The 16069-nt window shown below is 66.1% G+C and carries 15 protein-coding genes; 6 read left to right on the top strand and 9 right to left on the bottom strand.

What is annotated here, in order from left to right:
- Positions 1 to 142: 142 nt before the first annotated feature.
- On the bottom strand, positions 143 to 1555 hold the full coding sequence (locus BMX78_RS06570) for an aminotransferase-like domain-containing protein (protein ID WP_091417912.1): 1413 nt from the start codon (positions 1553 to 1555) through the stop codon (positions 143 to 145).
- Here BMX78_RS06570 and BMX78_RS06565 point away from each other — a divergent pair.
- Together BMX78_RS06565 and BMX78_RS06560 are read left to right on the top strand one after the other, a co-directional pair.
- On the top strand, positions 1554 to 2558 hold the full coding sequence (locus BMX78_RS06565; RefSeq protein WP_091417909.1) for a DMT family transporter: 1005 nt from the start codon (positions 1554 to 1556) through the stop codon (positions 2556 to 2558). The two genes, BMX78_RS06570 and BMX78_RS06565, sit on opposite strands and share 2 nt — an antisense overlap.
- A gap of 3 nt (positions 2559 to 2561) precedes the next feature.
- Positions 2562 to 3179, top strand: a complete 618-nt coding sequence (locus BMX78_RS06560; RefSeq protein ID WP_091417906.1) for an FMN-binding negative transcriptional regulator — start codon at positions 2562 to 2564, stop codon at positions 3177 to 3179.
- 11 nt (positions 3180 to 3190) lie between these two features.
- On the opposite strand, the gene BMX78_RS06555 is transcribed toward BMX78_RS06560, so the two are convergent.
- The gene (locus BMX78_RS06555) at positions 3191 to 4015 is read right to left on the bottom strand and encodes an SDR family NAD(P)-dependent oxidoreductase (protein ID WP_091417904.1); all 825 of its coding nucleotides are present in this window, start codon (positions 4013 to 4015) and stop codon (positions 3191 to 3193) included.
- A gap of 156 nt (positions 4016 to 4171) precedes the next feature.
- On the opposite strand from BMX78_RS06555, the gene BMX78_RS06550 reads away from it, so the two are divergent.
- Positions 4172 to 4558 (top strand): TfoX/Sxy family protein, encoded by a 387-nt coding sequence (locus BMX78_RS06550; RefSeq protein ID WP_091417902.1) that lies wholly within the window; start codon positions 4172 to 4174, stop codon positions 4556 to 4558.
- Here the strand turns inward: BMX78_RS06550 and BMX78_RS06545 are convergent, their stop codons facing one another.
- Positions 4559 to 5206 carry a LysE family translocator gene (locus BMX78_RS06545; protein ID WP_091417900.1) on the bottom strand — a complete coding sequence of 216 codons (648 nt, stop codon included), beginning with the start codon at positions 5204 to 5206 and terminating at the stop codon, positions 4559 to 4561.
- 114 nt (positions 5207 to 5320) lie between these two features.
- On the opposite strand from BMX78_RS06545, the gene BMX78_RS06540 reads away from it, so the two are divergent.
- The gene (locus tag BMX78_RS06540) at positions 5321 to 6904 is read left to right on the top strand and encodes an alkaline phosphatase D family protein (protein WP_091417988.1); all 1584 of its coding nucleotides are present in this window, start codon (positions 5321 to 5323) and stop codon (positions 6902 to 6904) included.
- Positions 6905 to 7046: 142 nt separating this feature from the next.
- Here BMX78_RS06540 and BMX78_RS06535 read toward each other — a convergent pair whose 3' ends face one another.
- Both BMX78_RS06535 and BMX78_RS06530 read right to left on the bottom strand, forming a co-directional pair.
- Entirely contained in the window at positions 7047 to 8450 is a 1404-nt protein-coding gene (locus tag BMX78_RS06535; RefSeq protein WP_091417898.1) for a GntP family permease, read from the bottom strand.
- Between the two features lie 41 nt (positions 8451 to 8491).
- Entirely contained in the window at positions 8492 to 9028 is a 537-nt protein-coding gene (locus BMX78_RS06530) for a gluconokinase (protein ID WP_091417894.1), read from the bottom strand.
- A gap of 191 nt (positions 9029 to 9219) precedes the next feature.
- Between BMX78_RS06530 and BMX78_RS06525 the strand changes: the two genes are divergently transcribed.
- On the top strand, positions 9220 to 9954 hold the full coding sequence (locus BMX78_RS06525; protein WP_091417892.1) for a FadR/GntR family transcriptional regulator: 735 nt from the start codon (positions 9220 to 9222) through the stop codon (positions 9952 to 9954).
- A 116-nt stretch (positions 9955 to 10070) separates the two neighbouring features.
- Here the strand turns inward: BMX78_RS06525 and BMX78_RS06520 are convergent, their stop codons facing one another.
- Positions 10071 to 11333, bottom strand: coding sequence for a plasmid pRiA4b ORF-3 family protein (locus tag BMX78_RS06520; RefSeq protein ID WP_170850711.1), 1263 nt, complete (start codon positions 11331 to 11333; stop codon positions 10071 to 10073).
- Between the two features lie 139 nt (positions 11334 to 11472).
- A complete protein-coding gene (locus tag BMX78_RS06515) occupies positions 11473 to 11676 on the bottom strand; it encodes a cold-shock protein (protein ID WP_050056011.1) in 204 nt (67 codons plus the stop codon).
- 245 nt (positions 11677 to 11921) lie between these two features.
- Between BMX78_RS06515 and BMX78_RS06510 the strand changes: the two genes are divergently transcribed.
- On the top strand, positions 11922 to 13220 hold the full coding sequence (locus BMX78_RS06510) for a flavin-containing monooxygenase (RefSeq protein WP_091417887.1): 1299 nt from the start codon (positions 11922 to 11924) through the stop codon (positions 13218 to 13220).
- A 91-nt stretch (positions 13221 to 13311) separates the two neighbouring features.
- On the opposite strand, the gene BMX78_RS06505 is transcribed toward BMX78_RS06510, so the two are convergent.
- Both BMX78_RS06505 and BMX78_RS06500 read right to left on the bottom strand, forming a co-directional pair.
- Positions 13312 to 14757 carry an SLC13 family permease gene (locus tag BMX78_RS06505; protein ID WP_091417885.1) on the bottom strand — a complete coding sequence of 482 codons (1446 nt, stop codon included), beginning with the start codon at positions 14755 to 14757 and terminating at the stop codon, positions 13312 to 13314.
- A 10-nt stretch (positions 14758 to 14767) separates the two neighbouring features.
- Positions 14768 to 15886, bottom strand: a complete 1119-nt coding sequence (locus BMX78_RS06500) for a PrpF domain-containing protein (protein ID WP_091417883.1) — start codon at positions 15884 to 15886, stop codon at positions 14768 to 14770.
- Positions 15887 to 16069: the final 183 nt, after the last annotated feature.

The following is a 16069-nucleotide window of genomic DNA, read 5'->3' as shown; positions in this document are numbered from 1 at the left end:
TTTGTGTTTGCTCTCGACAAGCACCACACAACACCCGGAGGTCCTCTTATTGCGTCAAATCAATCCCCGTGTCACTAACCTGCCGGGACAGTACAGCTAGCCGGCGCAAGGCCAGCGCAGCCACCACGTCCTGACCCAGGGCCTAACCCCCGTTCCGGGCCAGCATCTCCCCGATGATCCGGGCGCCCTCGGGAAAGGCGCCCGGATTCATCCCGGAGTAATTGAGCCGGATGAACGGGCCTGCGGGTTCGGCCGGGAACCACTCGTTGCCCGGGGCGATAATAACCCCGGCGGATTCGCATTCCCGTGCAAGCCGCTCCAGGTCCGTCCCGTCCGGGAGCCGCACCCACACGTGCAGGCCGCCTTTGGGTACCTGTTCAAGGTGGCCCTGCGGCACGTGCTCGCGCAGGCTGGTGACCAGCAGGTCGCGTCGGGATTCCAGCTGGTGGCGGAGGCTTCGAAGGTGCGTCTGCCACCCGGGCTGCGTGACGACGTCGAGCGCTGCGGCCTGCAGGAGCCCGCTGACGTACATCGACTCGGCTGCCCGGTCGGCAAGGATGCGCTCCCGTGCAGGTCCGCGGGCGATCACCGCGGCCACCCGGATCGACGTCGACACACTCTTGGTCAGCGAGCGCAGATACACAACATGCCCGGAGTCGTCGCGGGAAGCCACCGGCACCGGTGTGCTGGTGATGCCGAAATCGTGCGCCCAGTCGTCCTCTACCAGGAAGGCGCCCTGGGCTCGCACCACGTCCAGCACCTGGTCACGCCGCTCCGCCGTCCATTGAGCGCCTGTGGGGTTGGCGTAGTTGGGTTGGGCGTAGAACACCCGCGCCCCGGTCTCCTCAAAGGCGCGGGTCAGTTCCGCCGGGTCGGGTCCGTCAGGCCCGGTGGGAACCGGAACCACACGGACTCCGGCCTGCGCGGCCGCGAGGATGGCGCCCCAGTAGGTGGGCGATTCCAGCAGCAGCGGCTGCCCCTTGCCCACCAGTGCGCTGAAAATTGAGCTCAGTCCGCTCTGGCTTCCAGGGAGTACGACGACGTCGCTGGGGTTCGGCGGTGTGGTCCCGGCCGGCGTTGACGCGCCAAGCTCGTGCGCGAACCAGGACTGCAGTTCCGGCAGGCCGGCCGCGGGCGGCCGGGACAGGGCGGCGTCCCCGCGGGCAGCCCTGGTGAGGGCGGCCCGCACCAGCCGCTCGGGCAGCAGCTCCCGCGCAGGGTAGCCGGAGTGGAAGGAAATGACGTCCTGTGGCAGGTCGCGCATGGTGGAGGAAGCGGACGGCAGCGTGGCCCTCGGTGAACGCAGGGCTGCCGTCTGCCAGCCGTAGTCCGACGGCTTCGCAGTCCTGGCAGCGCGGATAAATGTCCCCACGCCGGGCCTGCTCTCGATCAGCCCCTGCGCCGTGAGCGTCTGCAGGGCCTTCTGCACCGTAACCGGACTGGCCTGGTACTCGGCCACCAGGGACCGCGTGGACGGCAGCTTCGCTCCGGGCGCGGCTGCAGCCATCCAGGTTTTCAGGTGCGCCACAATCCGCGAACTGCTATCGTTGTTCATGAGAGACAATAGTAGCGCTACTCTTTCCAAGCGCACAGTGATACCGCCATCGCAGGCCTCCGGAATCTGGCTGGGACTCATCGGTGTGGCCGCGTTCTCGTTCACCGTCCCTTTCACCAAAGTGGCAGTGGCCAGCTTGTCCCCGCTGTTCATCGGCTCCGGCCGGGCGGTGGTGGCAGCAGTCCTCGCAGCGTCAGCACTGGCACTTACCCGGCAACGGCTCCCCCACGGGATGCAATGGGCGCGCCTCGCAGTTGTGGCGGCCGGCGTCGTCGTGGGCTTCCCGCTACTGACTTCCTTTGCCTTGACCGCTACACCTGCAAGCCACGGAGCCGTGGTGATTGCTTTGCTCCCGGCCGCTACTGCAACGGCCGCTGTTCTCCGCGGGCGGGAACGGCCGCCGCTGGCATTCTGGCTCGTCACCACGGCCGGAGCCCTTGCGGCGATCGTCTTCGCTTCCCTGCACTCCGGTGGCTTCGGGCAGCTGCACTGGGCGGACCTGCTGCTGCTTGGTTCAGTGGTTGCCGCTGCCATTGGCTATGCGGAAGGTGGCCTGCTGGCCCGCGAGCTTGGCGCATGGCAGACGGTGTCGTGGGCGTTAGTGCTCGCGTCGCCGCTGATGGTGCTGCTGACGGCTGTGTCGATCTCCCAGGAACCACCGTCCGCCGCGCCGGTGCAGTGGCTGGCCTTCGCCTACCTTGGCGTGGTCAGTATGTTCCTGGGCTTCTTCGCGTGGTACCGCGGGCTGGCCATCGGCCCCATCGCCTCGGTCAGCCAGATCCAGCTCATCCAGCCGGTGCTGACCATCTGCTGGGCGGCCCTGCTGTTGGGCGAGAACCTGACCTGGCCCACCGCCCTCGGCGCACTGGCCGTCATCCTCTGCGCCGGAGCAGCCGTCCGGGTCCGGCTCAAGCCGGACCCTCCCGCCGTTCATCCCGTCCCAACCCTCCAGCCCCTCCAGCCCCTCCAGCCCCTCCAGCCCCTCCAGCCCGTAAAGGACTAGCCCATGTACACGCCAGCCCACTTTGCCGCCGGCCCCGGCACCGTCCAGGATCTCCTTTCCAACCCTGGCGCGGCGAACCTGGTCACCATGACACCGCAGGGCCTCCTCGCTACGCTGGCGCCTTTTGTCTTTGATCCCGACGTCGGCGAGCACGGCGCGCTGCAGGGGCACCTTGCGCGGAACAACACGCAGTGGTCCGAACCCGCCGTCGGGGAGGCACTGGCCATCATCCAGGGAGCGGACGCTTACGTCTCGCCGTCCTGGTACGCCTCCAAGGCCGAACACGGGCGGGTTGTCCCCACCTGGAATTACACCACCGCCCACGTCTACGGGCAGCTGGTAATTCACGATGATCCGGCCTGGATTTCGCGCCAGGTCCGGCGGCTCACCGGGGTCCACGAGGCGGAGTTCGAGCACCCGTGGAGCGTGGACGACGCACCGGAACGCTTTATTGCCGGCCAACTGCGGGCCATCGTGGGCGTGGAACTGGTGATCAGCCGGATCGAAGCCAAGGCCAAGCTGAGCCAGAACCGGCCGGAGGCTGACGTTGATGGTGTTGTGGCAGGGCTGACTGCCAGAGGGCAAGCAACGATGGCGGCCGACGTCGAGCGGGCACGCTGACACGCAGGAGCTTACGAAGCAGCCTTGACCAGCTCTTCGCTCTTTTCCCACAGCCCCCGGGCCAGCTCGGCGTCGTAGGCCTGGGGGTTGGCCTTGGCCAGGGCGCGCTTGGCGTAGTAGGCGCCGGAGATCCAGTCCTTGCCCGCCGTGCCGTTGATGAGCCACAGCATGGTGTCCGCGCCCTGGTCCGGGGTGAGCATGAACCGGTTGAGAAGGGTCTTGTAGGCGTGCCGGAACGGGCTGGTGGACTCTGCCGCGAAGTTGGTGCGGACTACGCCCGGGTGGAATGCCGCCGTCGTGATGCCCTGGCTGGCGTAGCGCCGGTCCAGCTCAGAGGTGAACAGGATGTTGGCGAGCTTGCCGGTGCCGTAGGCGCGGTTGGTGGAGTAGCTGTGCTCTGAGTTGAGGTCGAACAGGTCCAGCTTGCCCATGCCGTTCGCGGCGCTGGCAGTGTTGATGACCTTCGCGTTACTGGCGGTGAGGGTGTCCATCAACAGCGTGGTGAGCAGGAACGGCGCCAGGTGGTTGATCTGGAACGTGGATTCGTTGCCGTCCACGGTGAGTGTCCGCTTGCCCATGATGCCGCCGGCATTGTTGGCCAGGACGTCGATGCGCGGGTAGTCGGACTTCAGCTGGGCGGCGAGTGAGCGCACCTGCGCGAGTTCGGCGAAGTCGGTGACGAAGTAGTCCGCGTTCAGCTCCTTGGCCATGGCGCGGGTCTTCTCTTCGGACCGGCCGACGAGCACCACCTGCTCCCTCGCCTTCGCCAGGGTCCGCGCGGCGGCCGCCCCGATTCCGTCGCTGGCGCCGGTGATCACAATGGTGCGAGGAGTCAAGGGAAAGTCCTTTGGTCGAGGGCAGGCCGGGCTCCCGGTGGGAGCGCCTTGCCCTTGGCACAACGACGGCGGGCGGCCGGGTGTTCCCCGTCGCACCTGGCAGGGCATATCCTGCACACACCGAGCACCCAGCCGAGCCCCCGGGAGGGAAGCATCATGGAGATGCCCAAAGCGTCAGACCAGGACAAAGAGCGGTTCCGGTCGCTGGTACCGGACCACCCGGACGTAGCCGTCAAGCCCATGTTCGGCAACCTGGGCGCTTTCGTGAACGGCAACATGTTCGCCGGGTTGTTCGGACCCACCATCGGCATCAAGCTCTCCCCCGAGGACCGGGAGGAACTCGAAAGCTCAGAACGGACCGTCCCGTTCGGGCCCGCCGAGCGCCCGATGGGCGGCTACACGGGACTGCCGGAGATGTGGAACGAGGAAGGCGACGGCGACGACGCACGGGCGAAAGCCTGGATCCACAAAGCCTTTGAGTACATCTCCACGCTCCCGCCGAAGGAGCCGAAAGCCACCAAAGCGCGGTCCGCAGGCAAGTGATCAGTGGGCGGGTTCGAGTGCGAGCCTGAGCCCGAAGCCCACCAAGACAGTCCCGGTGATGCTGTCGATCATGCGGATGCTGCGGGTGCCCTTGAGCCAGCGGGAGGCATAGCCCGTGCCGAAGATGAGCAGCGTGAACCAGACCATCGTCAAAACGCAGTGCACCCCGGCCAGCAGGACACCCACCAGCAACGGCGACTCCCCGGCCGGAATGAACTGCGGGATGGTGGCGATGTAGAAAACGCCCACTTTCGGGTTCAGCAGATTGGTTCCGGTCCCAGACAGCCAGCCCCTCACGAACTCATTCCTCCCGGGCACAGGCGCGGCGGCTTCAGGGGCTGCAGCAGCCTTGCCGTGCCGCAGGCTCTTCCATAACAGCGACAACCCCAGCCAGATCATGTAGGCGGCTCCGGCGATGGTCAGCACGCGGTAGGCCATCTCGGACGCTGCCAAAAGTGCCGAAACACCAACCGCTGCGGCGACTCCCCAGATCATCGCCCCGGTGCTGATGCCGATCGCCGTGGCAAAGGCGAACCCGCGCGACCTGGAGATGGACGAGCGCAGCACCAGGGCGGTGTCCATGCCGGGCACCAGCGTCAGCAGTCCGGCAACCAGCGCAAAGGAGATAACAGCCTGAGGAAGAGTCACCGTTCAAGGATATGGGGCGGGTGGTTGAGCCTGCCGAAACCCGTGACCCTCAGTTCACTTTTGATTTACCCAGGCAACAACCGCTGTCCAACCGGCCTCCATACCGTCGGACCCATGGACAACATCTCACGCAGATCCCTGATTTCCGCCGGCCTCGGTGCCGGCCTTGTCGCCGCGCTGCCGGGTGCCGCCGTCGCCACTTCCATCGCGGACGACGCCGGCCTCCGCACCGATCCGTTTATGCTCGGCATTGCGTCGGGTGAGCCGTGGGCGGACGGCTTCGTGATCTGGACGCGCCTGGCACTGGATCCCCTCGCCGAGGACGGCCTGGGCGGCATGCCCTCACGGCAGGTCCCCGTGGCCTGGGAAGTCGCCGAGGACCCGAACATGCGCTCGGTGGTAGCCCGCGGCGTCGAGCACGCCCGGATCGAAACAGCCCACTCGGTGCACGTGGAGCTCAAAGGCCTGAAGCCGGGCCGCGAATACTTCTACCGGTTCCGCAGCGGCCGGCACATCAGCGAAACCGGCCGCACCCTCACCGCCCCGGCACTGCACGAAACCCCGGCCGCACTGGCCATGGCCTTCGCCAGCTGCTCGCAGTACGAGCACGGCTACTTCACCGCGTACCAGCGGCTCGCCCAGGACCACCCGGACCTGGTGCTGCACCTGGGCGACTACCTCTACGAGTACAAGAAGGACAGCTACGTGATCGGCGGCGGCAACCCGCGCGACCACCAGGGCCCCGAGACGAGCACGCTGCAGGGCTACCGTCAGCGGCACGCGCAGTACAAGGCCGACGCCGACCTGCAGGCCGCGCACGCGATCGCACCATGGCTGGTGGTCTGGGATGACCACGAAGTGGACAACAACTGGGCGGACGAGGTTCCGGAGAACACCGACGCCGGGCAGCTGAACGACACCACTGAGCGGTTCCGGCAGCGCCGTGCCGCCGCGTTCCAGGCGTACTACGAGAACATGCCCCTGCGGGCCTCGTCCGTTCCGGCCGGGTTCGACATGAAGATCTACCGCACCATCCAGTGGGGCCAGCTGGCCAACTTCCACATGATGGACACGCGGCAGTACCGCGACGACCAGCTCGCGGGCGACGGCTGGCGGAAGAACGTGGCCGAGCGCCTGGCCGAGGACCGCACCATCACCGGCGCCGAGCAGGAGAAGTGGCTGCTGGACGGGTTCAAGAACTCTACCCAGCGCTGGGACATCCTGGGCCAGCAGGTGTTCTTCGCCGAGCGGGACCGCGCCCAGGCTCTGGAGGTCGATGACGTCTCCATGGACGGCTGGGACGGTTACGCCGCCTCGCGCCGCCGCATCACCCAGGGCTGGCTGGACGCGAAGGTGCGCAACGCCGTCGTACTCACCGGCGACGTGCACCGCAACTGGGCCAACGACCTGAAGGTGGACTACAAGGATCCTGCCTCGCCGGTGGTGGGCTCGGAGCTGGTGTGCACCTCCATCACGTCCACCGGCAACGGCACGGGCGCCACCACGGACCCCACCATGGCGTGGAACCCGCACCTGAAGTTCTACAACGATTCGCGCGGGTACGTGAACACAAAGATCACCAGGGACGCGATGACCGCCGACTTCCGGGTGCTGGAATACGTTACGACGCCGGGCTCCCGCGTCAGCACGAAGGCCTCCTTCACCATCCAGGACGGCGTCCCCGGCCTTCAGGCGTAGCCGTTCGAAACGCGGTGGTTGAGCCTGTCGAAACCCGGTGGTTGAGCCTGTCGAAACCGGCAAGCCCCTTAAAGTAAGTAGCGCCAAGTGCCGTTTTGAGCATTCAAAACGGCACTTGGCGCTACCCAGTTTGGGGGGGAAGCTAACCCGCCAGGCCGGCCACCAGGAAGATTGCCGCCGCGATGGCGAAGCCCATCACGCCGATCAGGGTCTCCATCACTGTCCAGGTCTTCAGCGTGGTCTTGACGTCCATGCCGAAGAACCGGCCCACCAGCCAGAAGCCGGAGTCGTTGACGTGCGAGACCACCACGGAACCGGCGGCAACGGCGATCACGAGGGCCGCGATTTGCATGCCGTTCAGTCCCGCAGCAGCAACGGCCGGAGCGATGAGGCCGGCGGTGGTGGTCAGTGCCACGGTGGCAGAACCCTGGGCGATGCGCAGGATAGCGGAGATCAGGAAGCCGGCCAGGATCAGCGGGATGCCCAGGTTGCCCAGGACATCAGCCAGTGCGGCGCCGATGCCGGACGTGCGCAGGACGCCGCCGAACATGCCGCCGGCACCGGTGATCAGGATGACTGAGCAGACCGGGCCAAGCGAGGATTCGAGCAGTTTCTCCAGCGCGCCGGCGTCCTTTCCCCGCTTAGCACCGAGGACGAACATGGCCACGATCACGGCGATCAGCAGGGCCACCGGCGTTTCACCGATGGTGCGCAGGACCTGGAACCACTGCTCCTTTTTGACGTCCGCGGAGAGAACGCCGGAGGAGGCCAGGGTGTTCAGGCCGGTGTTCATGAAGATCAGGACCAGCGGCAGGAGCAAAAGCCCCACGATGGTGCGGAAGCGCGGCGGGTGGGATTCGGCTTCGGCGCTGGCGTGCCCCAGGAGTTCCGGGACGGGCAGGACCAGCTTCTTACCGGTGTACAGGCCATACAGGTAGGCGGTGACGTACCAGGTGGGGATGGCGGTGATCAGGCCCGCGATCATCACCAGGCCGACGTTGGCCTCAAAGAAGGCCGCGGCGGACACCGGGCCCGGGTGCGGCGGCAGGAAGATGTGCATCACGGAGAATGCGCCGGCGGCGGGGAGTCCGTAGCGGAGCACTCCCCCGCCCAGGCGGTGGGCCACGGCGAAGACGACGGGCAGCATGACCACCAGGCCCGCATCGAAGAAGATGGGGAATCCGAAGATCAGCGAGGCCAGGCCCAGGGCGAAGGGAGCGCGTTTCTCACCGAAAATGCCGATCAGATAATCGGCCAGGACTTTGGCGCCGCCGCTGGTTTCCACGATCCGCCCCAGCATGGCGCCCAGGCCAACGAGCAGGGCCACGGTGCCAAGGGTTGTCCCGAAGCCGTTGATCAGGACCGGCACCACCTGGTTGGCGGGAATGCCGGTGGCGAAGGCCGTGGCGAGGCTGATGACGATCAGGGCCAGCAACGCGTGCATCCGCAGCTTGATGATCAGGAACAGCAGGGCGACGATCGCCGCCGCGGCGATGAGCAGCAGGGGGCCTGCGCCCATCGTTTGGGTCCATCCTTCGATGGTCATGGTTCTCCTTTGAAACAGGATTGTTGGGGTTTGGGGGATGCTTAGGATGCCTGGCCTGCGGGGAGCTGCAGTGCGGCAATGATGGTTTTGACCAGCTCTTCAGGCGACTTGGAGATGTCCAGCCGGAGGCTTCCGGCGGCAAGCTCCTCGTCGCTCAGCGGCTCCAGGGTGGCCAGCTGGCTGGGCAGGAGCGTGGGCGGCATGAAGTGGCCTTCGCGGTCCTGCATGCGCTGGCCGATGAGGTCCGCTTCGCCGTGGAGGTGGAGGAACAGGACCCGGCCTTCAGCGCGGGACAGCAGCTGGCGGTAGCTCTGCTTGAGGGCCGAGCAGGTGAGCACTGTACTCTTGCCGGCCTTGGCCTGGCCGGTCATCCAGTTTTGGATTTCCTGCAGCCACGGCCAGCGGTCCTCGTCCTGCAGCGGCGTGCCCTGGCTCATCTTCTGGATGTTGGCCTGCGGGTGGAACTCGTCCGCTTCGGCGCAGGCCCACCCAAGCTGCTGCGAAAGTGCTGCCGCGATGGTGGATTTGCCGGAACCGGCAACGCCCATGACCACCAGGTGCGTGGCGGGATACTGCATGTTTTACCTCCGAAGAAGACGCCGTTGGCTTAGGGAAGAAAGCTCGTTTGCACTTCCGGCGGGGAAATGCGCTGGAGATAAGGTATCACCTTTTGTGAGAATAGATACTATCTTTCCGTGTCATAAGTCATACCTTTGCGTCTTTTTTGGGTAGGCTGGTACGGCGCAGGCGCGCAGAGGAAGGCAGGAAGATGTCGACGGCGACACCACAGGACCAGGACACCGCGGACGACGGCGGGACCTCCCCCGCCCTGCAGGGACGCGTTGTCGAGGCGCTTGGCGTAGCCATCGCCTCCGGCGATCTGCCGCCCGGAAGCCGGCTCACCCTGGAAGGCCTTCAGCAGGAGTACGGGATTTCGCGCACCGTGGCCCGGGACACCATGAAGGTCCTGGAATCCATGAACCTCGTCTACTCGCGGCGGCGGGTGGGCATTGTGGTGCAGGAGCCCCGCTTCTGGAACGTCTTCGACCCCAAACTGGTGCGCTGGCGGCTTGCCTCGGACCGGCGGGACATCCAGTACAGCAGCCTCACAGAGCTGCGCATCGCCGTCGAACCCATTGCCGCAGCCGGGGCGGCCCGACGGGCGAGCGCCGCGGAACGGGCCAGGCTGACTTCGCTGGCCGCCGATCTGCGCCGGCTGGGCGAAGCCGGTGAGCTTGAGGCATTCCTGGCGGCGGACATCGAGTTCCACTGCCTGCTGCTGGAAAGCTGCGGCAACGAGATGTTCCTTGCCCTGGAAGGCATGGTGGCCGAGGTGTTGACCAGCCGGACCAAACAGGGGCTGATGCCGTTCAAACCGCGGAATGAAGCGCTGCAGGCGCACGAGGATGTGGCTGCCGCCGTGGCCGGCGGGGACGCGGTAGCCGCAGAAACAGCGATGCACCACATCCTGGATGAGGTGCGCAACGCCATGGGACTGCACTGACCGTCGGTTGAGCGTGTCGAAACCCCAGCATGGACGGCCCTCGCCTGCATAAGCGGTGTCGGCCAGCACCGTCCTAGCGGGCCACGGCCGCTCATGCCGCCAGGACCAGGCCGCCGCTACCCCTTCCGGGACAGCCGCTCTGCGTCCTGGACAGCCAGGAAGAACTTCACTCCGCCGTCGGTAAGAAGTGCACGGTCAGCGAACGTGGCCTTGGGAGTCTTCAGGCACAGGCACATCAGGGTCCACGAGACGGTCCGGTAGACGTCCGTGATCCACTCTTCGGGAATGGGATGGCCGGAGCGGGTAACAAATCCCGTTTCCTCCAGCGCCAGCCGGATGACATCCCTTTCCAGGTTCCAGGGCGGCGCAATGCACGTGAGGTACCAGTTCGCGTAAAGGTGCGTGACGAGCCGGACGGCGTCGTGCCCGGGATTGGCGATGGTGTCCACCAAGAGGTCCCACAAGTAGCCGGGATGTTCGATCGCACGCCGGCCGCGCGGCGCGAGTACCAGCCTGCCCTTGAGTTTCCGGACCAGCTTCCATGCAAGTGCGTGCTCCCTGAGTTCGCGGACCGGCAACACATGGGCTTCGCGGTTCCCCTTGCCAAAGACAATGCCGTCCCAGCCGATCTCCTCCACTGCCTGCTTAACCAGGACGGGCTTCAGGTAGCCGTCCTTGGTCAGTTCCAGGCCGTCGCCCGCTGCGTGTCGCAGGAGCCACAGTACCGGCTTGAGTACGTCGTCCCGCTCCTCCTCCGTGACAGGCTCAGGCCACCACTGAAGGGCGAGAATCCGCAGTTTGCGGTTCACGGCCTGCACCTCGAAGCGGGTGGCGTCGAAGCGCTCGCCGAATTCGCCGGCCGTCTCGAAAACCCATCGCGACGCATCCTCGTGTTCCGGGTGCTGCTGGTCGGCCAGGATCTGCACCAGGCGGGCGTACCCGGGCGGCCCGCCGGAGTCCTCCACGGGTCCGCGGTTGGCGCCGTCCAGGCACAGGAGTTGGCCGCGCTCCAGTTCAGCGGGCCCCACCAGTTGCACGCGGTGGATCCATCCGTCGCCAAAGTCATACTCGTAGTCGAACACCGTGCCCGGCTTCTGCGGGTCCAGCAGATCTGAAAGCACGACGGCGGCAGGCGACTCGGCGTCAGAATCTTCCGTTGCGCCGTCGGGACCCATAACAACGCGTGGTTTCCCGGCGGGATCCACGGCGCGGACGCCGTACAGGTGCCGGTCCTCCCAGCCGAAGACTGCCTGCACCGCCAGGTGGAACTGGTGGATGGTCAGGGCAGCGGGAACACGCAGCCGCCGCCAGATCAGCGGCTCGGAATCCTCGATGGTAATGCGGAGGTCGAAAGCGGGGACAGTGCCGGCTGAATGCATAGGGGCCATCTTTCCAGAGGGAACCGCCGAAGGCGGCGTCGGCCCTTCGTAGCACGCGCGGGTTAAACAAAAGCAGGGCCGGTCAGTGACCGGCCCTGCTCAAAAATTGAAACCCTGAGGCCCCAGTTTCCCTAAGAAATTAGAGAGCCTGGATGTTGGTGGCCTGGGGACCCTTGGGGCCCTGCTCGGTTTCGAAGGAAACCTTCTGGTTCTCTTCGAGGGAGCGGAAGCCGTTGGAGTTGATCGCAGAGTAGTGTGCGAAAACATCCTGTGAAGAGTCATCGGGGGAAATGAAGCCGAAGCCCTTTTCAGCGTTAAACCATTTGACGGTACCAGTAGCCATTATTTTTGTCCTTCGTGAAGGTGGAGGAAAAGTCCCGACTTTCGGGTCCTCCGGTGTGGGGTGTTCAAAACCGCTACTTCAGAAGAACGCGGACTTTCGACCGCGCGTACTGCCTGAACTACCAACTGCATAAACACAACAACAGGATCAACAGTACATGAGTTTTGGCAGACGGATTACCACAGCGGCCGGACCGGAGTATTCTGCGAACAGATCCACTCCCTCCGGACCACTTGGAGCACCCCATGGACACAACGACGTCGTCCAGCGCCCACCGTGATCGCCGCGCTTCCGGATTGCCGGGGCGGGTGGACACCCTGGTCATTGGGGCCGGGCAGGCCGGGCTGGCCACTAGTTACTGGCTCACCCAACTCGGCGTGGAGCATCTGGTGCTGGAGCGGAGGGACGGGATCGGCGGGGCGTGGCAGGACAGGTGGGACTCGTTCTACCTGAACACGCCCAACTTTTTCTGCAGACTCCCCGGACTTGGGTACGAGGGCTCCGAGCCGGACGCTTTCATCCCCCGCGACGCCGTCGTCGACCTTTTCCGCGACTATGCCCGGCGGATCGCCGCGCCGGTGCAACTGGGAACAGCCGCCACCCGGATCAGCGGGGCGGCGGGCGCCTTCACGGTGGAAACGACAAGGGGACAGCTGGCCGCCGCAAACGTAGTCCTCGCCAACGGTGCGTTTCAGCGCCCGCGCATCCCCACGGCGTCGGCGGACGTCCCCGCCAGTATCAAGCAACTGCACAGCCACGACTACCGCAACGCCACGCAACTGCCCGACGGCGCCGTCCTGGTGGTGGGCACCGGCCAGTCCGGCGGCCAGATCACCGAGGACCTGCTGGCCGCCGGCCGCCAGGTGCACCTGTCCGTTTCATCGTGCCCGGAAGCGCCCCGCCGGTACCGCGGCCGGGACCTCCTCCACTGGATCCTCGAGCTGAACCTGCACGGCTCCGAGCACGGCATCAACGGCTTCCAGGTGGCCAACCTCCCCTCCCCCGCCGGCCGCTTCCTGTGCAATCCGCTGATCTCCGGCAACGACGGCGGCCACAGCATCCATGTGCGGGAGCTGGGGCGCCGCGGCGTGCGCCTGCACGGCCGCTTCGAGGGAGCGGACGACGGCGTCCTCACGTTCAGCGACGACCTCCCCGAACGTCTCGCGCTGGTGGAGGCCGGGTTCAGCCCGCGCCTGCGGCTGGCCGATGCCTACATCGAGGCCCTCGGCATTGATGCACCGGCAGCCGATCCGGTCCCGGACGATCCCTGGCTTCCCCCGGAGCCCGGGGCGCGGCTGGACCTGGCCGCGGAGGACATCCGGTCCATTATCTGGGCCACCGGCTACAGCATGGACTTCAGCTTCCTGGACTTCCCTGTGCTTGATCAATGGAACTACCCCCGGCACAACCGGGGCGTCACCGAAGTGCCGGGCCTCTTCGCCGTCGGGCTGCCCTGGCTGACGAGGCATGCCTCGGCAACGCTTGGCCTGGTGGGCGAGGACGCCGGGTACGTGGCGGAGCAGATCGCCGCCCGGCACGCTTAAACCCACTCCAAGCCCGCCACGCGAAATGGCACTTCGCGGCAATGTTTCCCCACAACATTGCCGCGAAGTGCCATCTCGGGTGAAGGGCCGGCTACATGATGCCGGTGGGTACCAGCAGTGCCCAGGCCAGGGCCGGCGCAACCAGCACCACGCCGCCGGCGTACATCATGAGCTGCTTGTAGACGCGCTGCCGGTCGTCGTCGCGGGCGTTCGCGACCACCAGGGCGCCATCGGTGGAGAAGGGCGAAACATCCACCACGGTGGCCGCAATGGCCAAGGCGGCGACGGTGCCGGAGGCGCTCAGGGTGCTGCTGGCGAGCAGCGGGCCGGCAAGCGGGATGAACGCTGTCAACAGTGCGGTGGAGGAAGCGAAGGCGGAGCCCACGCCAATCACGTAGCAGAGGACCAGGGCCACGAGCAGGGGCGCACCGAGTGCCAGGGCCTGTTCGGCGAGGGTGTCGATGACGCCGACGTGCTGCAGCAGCGAGACGTAGGTGATCATGCCGGCCACCAGCAGGACGGTGGACCACGAGACACCGCCGATGAACGTCTGGTGTTCCTTGATGTTGATGAAGGCGAGCAGGAGCCCGGCGGACAGGGCCACGAAGCCGATGGGCATATGGAAGCCCAGGGTGCAGACGAGCATCGCGCCGATCAGGACCAGGGTGAGGATCTGCTGGCCGTGGGGACGGCCGGTGCTGGTGGTGTCCACGTCGGCAAGCTGGCCGCCTTCGCCGTCGCGCAGTTTGCCCAGGAGGCTGAACAGCACAATGGTCAGGACGGAAAGGATCAGGTTCAGGGCGAAGCTGGCAATGAAGAGGGCGCCCTGCGAGATGGGGAAGCCGTTTTCAACGGCGATGTTGTGCACCAGGACGCCGGCCACGGACAGCGGGGAAAAGCCGCCGGCGTGGGCGCCGTTGATGATGAACGCGCCCATGACCACAGGGTGGATACGGGATTCGTAGGCGAAACCAAGGGCTGCCGGTGCCAGCAGGGCGACGGCGGCCGGCGAGAAGGTGCCCAGCGAGGTGAGCGCGGCAGCGATCAGGAAGAAGACCCAGGGCAGCAGCATGGTTTTGCCCCTGACCAGGCGGACGCAGGTCTGGACGATGATGTTGATGGTGCCGTTCCGCTGGGCCATGCTGAAGAAATAGGTGACGCCGATGATGGTCAGGACGATGCTGGCCGGGAATTCCTCCAGGATCTGCTTGTCCGTCATCCCGAGCATGAAGTAGCCGACGCCGAAGGAGGCTACCAGCCCCATCACGCCGATGTTCAGCGGCCACTTGGTGGCCACGACGAACATCACCACGAGGATGACGAGCGGGATGATCTGTACGGCTGTCATGGTGTGCTCCGGGTCCGTGGCGGCCCCCTGGTTGAGGAAGCCACCCCCCAGCACGAGGGCAGCCAGGCCCAGGATTGCGAGTCCGGCCACCACCATCAGTAGGATACGGCGGCGGCGGTTGGGACGCGGTGACTGCTGGTCCCGGGTCTCCTCGAGAGTGTCAGTGGGGCGTTGCGCTGTTTTGGTCATGGCTTACTCCTCATTGAGTGGCTCCCGCGAGGACGGCAGGTGCAGCACTGCCGGAAACCTCGGGGAGGTGGATGATGGTGGTGGCGATGGTGCGGGCGGTGCGGTCGACGCCGACGAGCAGGCTTCCGCCGTGGTCCTCGCTCCAGGTTTCAATCACCCCGGCGGGGGTCCGCAGCCGCAGGGTGTCGCCCTGGGTACCGCCCGTGATGGTGTGCAGCACGGCGCCCGGAGTCCGGGCGGCCAGGGTCAGGGCGATGCTTCCGGTGATGGCCAGGGCCGGGTGGGGCCTGCCCATGGAGAGCATCATGACGTTGACGTCGGCGCCTGCTTCGGCGTCTGCGGGGGCGGCAACGATGGCGAGCTTGGGGATGGCCCGGGCAGCTTCGGCGGCAGTAGGAGCCAGCCCCATCCGCACGGCCGCCTGGCGCCGGATCTGCTCCAGGGTGTCCAGCTGCAGTTCCACACCTGCGCGCCACGTCTCGTAGCAGGCGGTGTCCAGGCCCAGCTCCTCGGCGCGGACCATCACAACCGGCGCTCCGGCGTCGACCATTGAAACCGTCCAGTTGGTCCCGCCGGCGGTGATGGTGTCCGTTGCCGCGCCGGTGGGAAGCAGGGCCCCGGTGGTTTTGCCGGCGGGGTCCTGGAAGCCCAGGCCCACGGGGTATCCAGGGAACGGGACGCCGGGCATCTGTCCTTCCGGAATGACCGGCAGGGCACCGTCCGGGGTGGGCACGCGCTGGACGATGACCTGATTGGTGTTGGTGTTGCGGGTGACAATCCTGGTGATGTCCCCGGTAGGTACAACCCAGCCCTTCTCGATCGCGTACAGGCCCACCACTGCGGAGCCGTTCCCGCAGTTGCTTCCCCAGTCCACGCCGGCTTCTTCGATGCCCACCTGCGCGAAGGTGTATTCGACGTCGATATCCCCGCCCGTGGGCCGGTGCAGGATGATTGCCTTGCTGGTGGTGGAAGTGGCTCCGCCCACGCCGTCTATCTGGCGGGGGTCCGGACTTCCGAACAGCCGGGGCAGCAGCTCATCGAGGCTGGCACCTCCCTCCTGAAGATGCTCCGCTTCGAACACCCAGCACTTGCTGGTGCCTCCGCGCATCCATTCCGCTTCGATCTTCATCGAATTCCACCTCTCCTTCGCCTCAAAACTGTTGAGGGCCTGATAAGAGGTTGAGCCAGATCACACTTAAGGACAATGTTGGATAGTTAAATGGGGATGTAGAGTTACTTCATTCAGTGACACTAAAGGGCGTCGGGCACGGGATCGACCGTCCCGAACGTCGATGTAGCGCGGGGAAGCACG

This window comes from Arthrobacter sp. OV608 (assembly GCA_900110595.1).
GTDB lineage: Bacteria > Actinomycetota > Actinomycetes > Actinomycetales > Micrococcaceae > Arthrobacter.
This window is presented reverse-complemented; position numbering and strand designations above follow the sequence as displayed.